Source organism: Paraburkholderia tuberum STM678 (assembly GCF_902833905.1).
Classification (GTDB): Bacteria; Pseudomonadota; Gammaproteobacteria; order Burkholderiales; family Burkholderiaceae; genus Paraburkholderia; species Paraburkholderia tuberum.
In genome coordinates, this window is sequence record NZ_CADFGP010000139.1 from 1 (window position 1) to 5,102 (window position 5,102).

Below are 5,102 nucleotides of genomic sequence, written 5' to 3' on the forward strand. Positions count from 1 at the left end.
TGGACCGCTAAAGCTTCCGACATTCTGGCGAAAGTCACGCGTGCCCGCACCAAGCTGAATAAGATGCAATCCGTTTGACGCAGACCACTAGAATCCGGATGCTTTGAAGGTCAAAATGGCTCAAAGCCAGCCGTGGCAAGAGATTCCAACGACATTGAGTGTCGAGGAGTTCGGGCAATTTGTCTGGCCGCATCTGAGCAAGGGCCGTCGCAGCCCCGCGCGAAAGCTCAGCGCGCATGCGATGTTCAACTACATCCTGAAGGCGCTCTATCTCGGCTGCCAGCGGTGATCCAGCGCAACGCAGCCTTACCGGTCCCGTGTGCCAGACTGAGCGCTTACAGATAGTCGCTATTTGTAGCAACGATCGATCCTGCCTAACAGGTTCTCGGGTGTCGCTGGTATCCTGCGGGCCTGCGCAGTCGCGAAACTAGACAGTATGACTCTATATAAACACCTCCCCTTTTTGCGAAGGTTTTTCGTGTGCATGACTTGATGGGGCGGTTGCTGCTTTATATCCGGCCTGTTGCAGCCAATCATTCGACTGGGGGGGGGCGATGAAATCCGCTGACTCCCACCTCATTTCCGTGTCGAGCTAGTGTCGTGAGTTAGAAGTTCGTTGAATCAATTCCCTGTTCTCTCCGGAATGACGAAATGCTGATTGAAGAGCCGCTCGGACTCGCGCAATCCTTCTTCGGTAAAGATCACGGACTTCGTCTTGTTAACAGGGTCTTCGATGTAGCCTCGTTCGTAGAGTCGGTTCAGCACATCCCAGTCGAAGCTCTTCCATGCGCGGTATCGGTCATGCAGGGTCAGGTAGAGAAGTGCCCGGGCGACCTCATCAATTGCATCGGTATTGATATTCATGATGCTTCTGCCGCGGCTTTCTGGACCCGCATACAAAACCGTTCGAGGCTGGCGAGGATCTCATCAGCCGATTTGCTCCAGACAAACGGTTGGGGATTAGCGTTATAGACGTCCAGGTAATGACGGATCGCGCCTTCGAGTTGGCGTGTCGAGCAATGCGTACCGCGTCGAAGGTATTTTTCAGTGAGCGCGGCGAACCAGCGTTCGACCTGGTTAAGCCACGACGCCGAGGTGGGCGTGAAGTGAACATGGAAGCGAGGATGACGAGCGAACCAGGCTTTGATCGAGGGCGTTTTGTGCGTGCCATAGTTGTCCATCACCAGATGCACATCCAGGTAAGGCGGCACGGTGGCTTCGATGGTGCGCAGAAAGCGCACGAATTCGCTGCTGCGATGGCGCCGATGTACCTCGCCGATCACTTCACCGGTAGCGATGTCCAGCGCCGCGAACAGGGTGGTCGTGCCGTGGCGCATGTAATCGTGGGTGCGTCGTTCAGGGATGCCGGGTGCCAGCGGCAACATGGGTTGCGTGCGATCGAGCGCCTGAATCTGGCTCTTCTCGTCTACGCACAGCACCATGGCCTTGAGCGGCGGGTCCAGGTAAAGCCCGACGATATCTCTCACCTTGTCGACGAACATCGGATCGCTGGAGAGCTTGAACGTTTCCTGCCGGTGCGGCTGCAAACCAAAAGCACGCCAGATCCGCGTGACCGCCGTTTGCGACAATTTCATCTCGCGAGCCATTGTGCGCGTGCTCTAGTGAGTCGCTCCGGGAGGCACGGACTCGAGCGTCTTCGCGATAACCGCATCGACGCGCGCGTCATCAATCGTCCTCGGCGCGCCGGGCCGAGGTGCATCGAGCAGTCCGTCCAGACGATGGATCACGAACCGCGCCCGCCACTTCGAAACCGTCTGCTGAGTGACCCGCTGTTTCGCCGCAACTGTCCTGTTGTCCATGACATCGGCACAGGCCAGCACGATGCGCGCCCGCAATGCCAGGGCCTGTGCGGTCTTGCGTCGCATCGTCAGCGCTTGCAGTTCTTCGCGCTCCGATTCGCTCAGCACGAGTTCCCCTTTGGGCCGTCCGCTCATCGTCGCCTCCTCGTATCAGGTGCCACACAGGACACTTTAGTACGTGATCGGCATGCTTCGCTTCTTCCAGCACATTGATCGTGCGCTGGCGCGTTGGGCAGTGCGCAAGTACAAGACTCTTCACGGTCGTCATCGACGCAGTGCGGAATGGGTGCGCAAGATGCAGGTCGCAAACCCGTCGTTGTTTTATCATTGGCGTGTCGCTGGATCAAAGGTCGGATAACGGGTTGTGCCACGAACGTGTTTGCATTCTGAACACGATGCTGTACTCGAGATGGAGGAAGACCCTCCGAGGTCGGTTTGCAGGAACTGACTTCAAACAGCCGTAAGCTGCTTCAGTCGGAAACGCTGCGGTGGTGAACGTTACGGTCAAAAGGCGTGATCAAACACGTCATGTATGGATTAGAGCGCGAATATAACGGGAGCTTGAAGAAGCGCGGAAAGATCAGCCTCTATTTCCATGAGGGTGATCTCAAGTCGCAATTCATTACAGCATCGCCGTACGTGCGTGGAGTCTCGGGCAGGCTGCCGTTATACACCCGTGCGTACGTTGAACTGCTCTATACTGTGGCGCGACAATCTGGATGAGAGACGCATTGACTCAGGTTTTTTGTTACCGGGCGAGGGTCGTTGCCTCATGTAATTTGCTACCCGTCAGCATGCAGGCGGGAGCGACTTATGACGAGGCGGCTCAGCATGACAACACGACAGGAATTGACTGAAGCAGTCGGCGAGCGGTACCGCCGTTCTGACCAGAATGAGAAACGCCAGATACTGGACGAATTCGTTGAGTTGACGGGTTACCATCGGAAGCACGCGATCCGTGTGCTGTGCCGGGAGTTGCGGCCGCCAAAGGTAAAGCCCGGCCCGCAGAGACGCTATGACGATGAGGTGGGCGCCGCGCTGATCACCCTCTGGGAGGCCGCTGACCGGATCTGCGGCAAGCGGCTGAAAGCGCTGATCCCGACGCTGATCGAGTCGATGACAAGGCATGGTCACCTGTCACTATCGAAGGGCGTCCACCAGCGGCTCAAGCAGATCAGCGCCGCCACCATTGACCGACTGCTGCACGACGTGCGCGAGCAGGCTTTCGGTGGCCAACACCGACGCGCCAGCGGAGTCGGCAGTGCTATTCGCCGTGCCGTGCCGATCCGGACCTTCTCGGACTGGAACGATCCGCTGCCCGGTTATTTCGAGATCGATTTCGTGCAGCATTGTGGTGGCGGCAAGGTCGACAGCGAACTCGTGCACACGCTTGTGATGACCGATATCGCGACGGGATGGACCGAATGCCTGGCCATGCCGTTTCGCAGCGGCGCATTCGTTCTGGAGTATATCGAGCAGGTCCGCCGTGCGTTGCCGTTTCCCCTGCGCGGTCTGGATTGCGACAACGATACCGCCTTCATGAACGAGACGGTGTTCGACTTCTGCAAAGCGATGGGCATCGAGCTTACGCGGTCGCGTGCATACAAGAAGAACGACCAGGCGTGGGTCGAGCAGAAGAATGGCGCTATCGTTCGCCGCCTGGTCGGCTACGGAAGGCTGCAAGGTCTGGAGGCCACGGAAATCCTTGCCTCCCTTTACCAGGTTTCGCGGCTCTACATCAACTTCTTCCAGCCGTCGTTCAAGCTGAAATCCAAGACACGTCACGGCGCGAAGGTGACGAAGCACTATGAATCACCCTTGACGCCGCTCGAGCGCGTCCTGCGATCGGCCTCAGTGCCGGAGGCAACCAAACGCAAACTCCGAACCCGGTTCAGGGCGCTCGACCCGCTGGATCTGTTGTGCCGGATGCGTGAAGCACAGCAGCACGTTGCGACCTGCAGTGAATGCGGCACCCCACCGGCCGAGACAGAGACACCTGACCGCGTTGCCCTGGCGGAATTCCTGGTCAGCCTCGGAACAGCGTGGCAGGACGGCGAGGTGAGACCAACCCACCAGCGGAAGGCCGGTGTGCCCCACACGTGGCGCAGCCGGCAAGATCCGTTCGAGCACACGTGGCCGACGATCCAGCAATGGCTCGAATCCGAGCCTGGCATTACAGCAAGGAAACTGCACGAGCGCCTCGTCGCGCTGGCACCCGCGATGTATTCCAGTGCCCAGCTACGCACCCTGCAGCGCCGCGTGAAAGCATGGCGATCAAACCGCGCGAGGGAACTGGTTACCAGAATCCTCGATGAGCCCGCTGCGATGAAGGCTGGCGCCGCTACGCAGCGCCAGCCTTCATCGCAAAACAATCGGAAAACGACAATTAGGCTGGAGTAACATCTTCCCGTGAGGCAACACGGCTCTCATCTTGTTTGACGCGCGGCACTATACGTTCTACCGGCTGTTCGGCTGGGGGATGCGGCAGACCACCGGGTATACGGAAGATTACTGAGCCAGTCGGGGACTGGACATCCCGGTTCCCAGCTTCGGCCATCTGTGCGATCTGTTTGCCGCGCTGGACATTAAGGTCACGCAACGTTGCGAACGACTGGCCCGACGTCTGGCGAGGGGCGAAGATACGAGCATCATCATCGACAGTACAGGGATGAGTTTCGGTCGGGCCAGCGAGTGGTACGAGCAGAAGTACGGCAAAAAGGCGGCGAAAACGCCGTGGCGCAAGATGCACCTGTCGATCGACGCGGAAATGAATGTTCACGCGATCGCCATCACCGGCACAGACGTTTCGGATATCGAAGGGATGGACCGGGTGCTGCCCGACGATATCCCGATTGACCGTGTGACTGCCGACGGCGCGTACTACAGCATCGAGCGGACGGAAGCCCTGTCTCGATCAGGCGTGCTGCCCGTTATATCGCCGCCTTCTCACGCGGTGGTGCATGGCGAAGAACAGACACAATGGGATGACAAGGTCGTCGGCTACATCAAGGAAAAGGGCATTTATGCGTTTCACAAGAAGTATGGCTATGGGCAACGCTCGCTGGTCGAAGCGCAGATCTCGCGGATCAAACGATGCATCGGTTCGACCTTGTTGACCCGGAAAATCGGATCACAGGACCGCGAAGGCGTAGTCATCGCGAACATCCTTAACCTCTGATGTGTGAATCACACACCTCTGGAATTCGTTTGGCAGACCCGTTTCTTTCAGAAATGGATAGTTGCGTCCATCCCACGGAACGCTGGCCCCTTCCGAACAAAGCT

The 5,102-nt window shown here is 58.2% G+C and carries 4 protein-coding genes and 1 pseudogene; 3 read left to right on the forward strand and 2 right to left on the reverse strand.

All coding sequences use genetic code 11. The annotated features are described in order from the left end of the window. The first annotated feature begins 115 nt into the window (after positions 1-115). On the forward strand, positions 116-289 hold the full coding sequence (locus tag HWY30_RS40405) for a hypothetical protein (protein WP_167368887.1): 174 nt from the start codon (positions 116-118) through the stop codon (positions 287-289). Positions 290-621: 332 nt separating this feature from the next. On the opposite strand, the gene HWY30_RS40410 is transcribed toward HWY30_RS40405, so the two are convergent. Further along, positions 622-864 carry a DUF6429 family protein gene (locus HWY30_RS40410; protein WP_090812742.1) on the reverse strand — a complete coding sequence of 81 codons (243 nt, stop codon included), beginning with the start codon at positions 862-864 and terminating at the stop codon, positions 622-624. After that, positions 861-1,955, reverse strand: a pseudogene (locus HWY30_RS40415) (IS630 family transposase). Before HWY30_RS40415 ends, HWY30_RS40410 begins: the two are co-directional and overlap by 4 nt. Positions 1,956-2,651: 696 nt before the next feature. Between HWY30_RS40415 and HWY30_RS40420 the strand changes: the two are divergent. Together HWY30_RS40420 and HWY30_RS40425 are read left to right on the forward strand one after the other, a co-directional pair. Further along, on the forward strand, positions 2,652-4,220 hold the full coding sequence (locus HWY30_RS40420) for a transposase (protein ID WP_425199440.1): 1,569 nt from the start codon (positions 2,652-2,654) through the stop codon (positions 4,218-4,220). A 268-nt stretch (positions 4,221-4,488) separates the two neighbouring features. Then, on the forward strand, positions 4,489-4,998 hold the full coding sequence (locus HWY30_RS40425) for a transposase (protein ID WP_090812733.1): 510 nt from the start codon (positions 4,489-4,491) through the stop codon (positions 4,996-4,998). Positions 4,999-5,102: the final 104 nt, after the last annotated feature.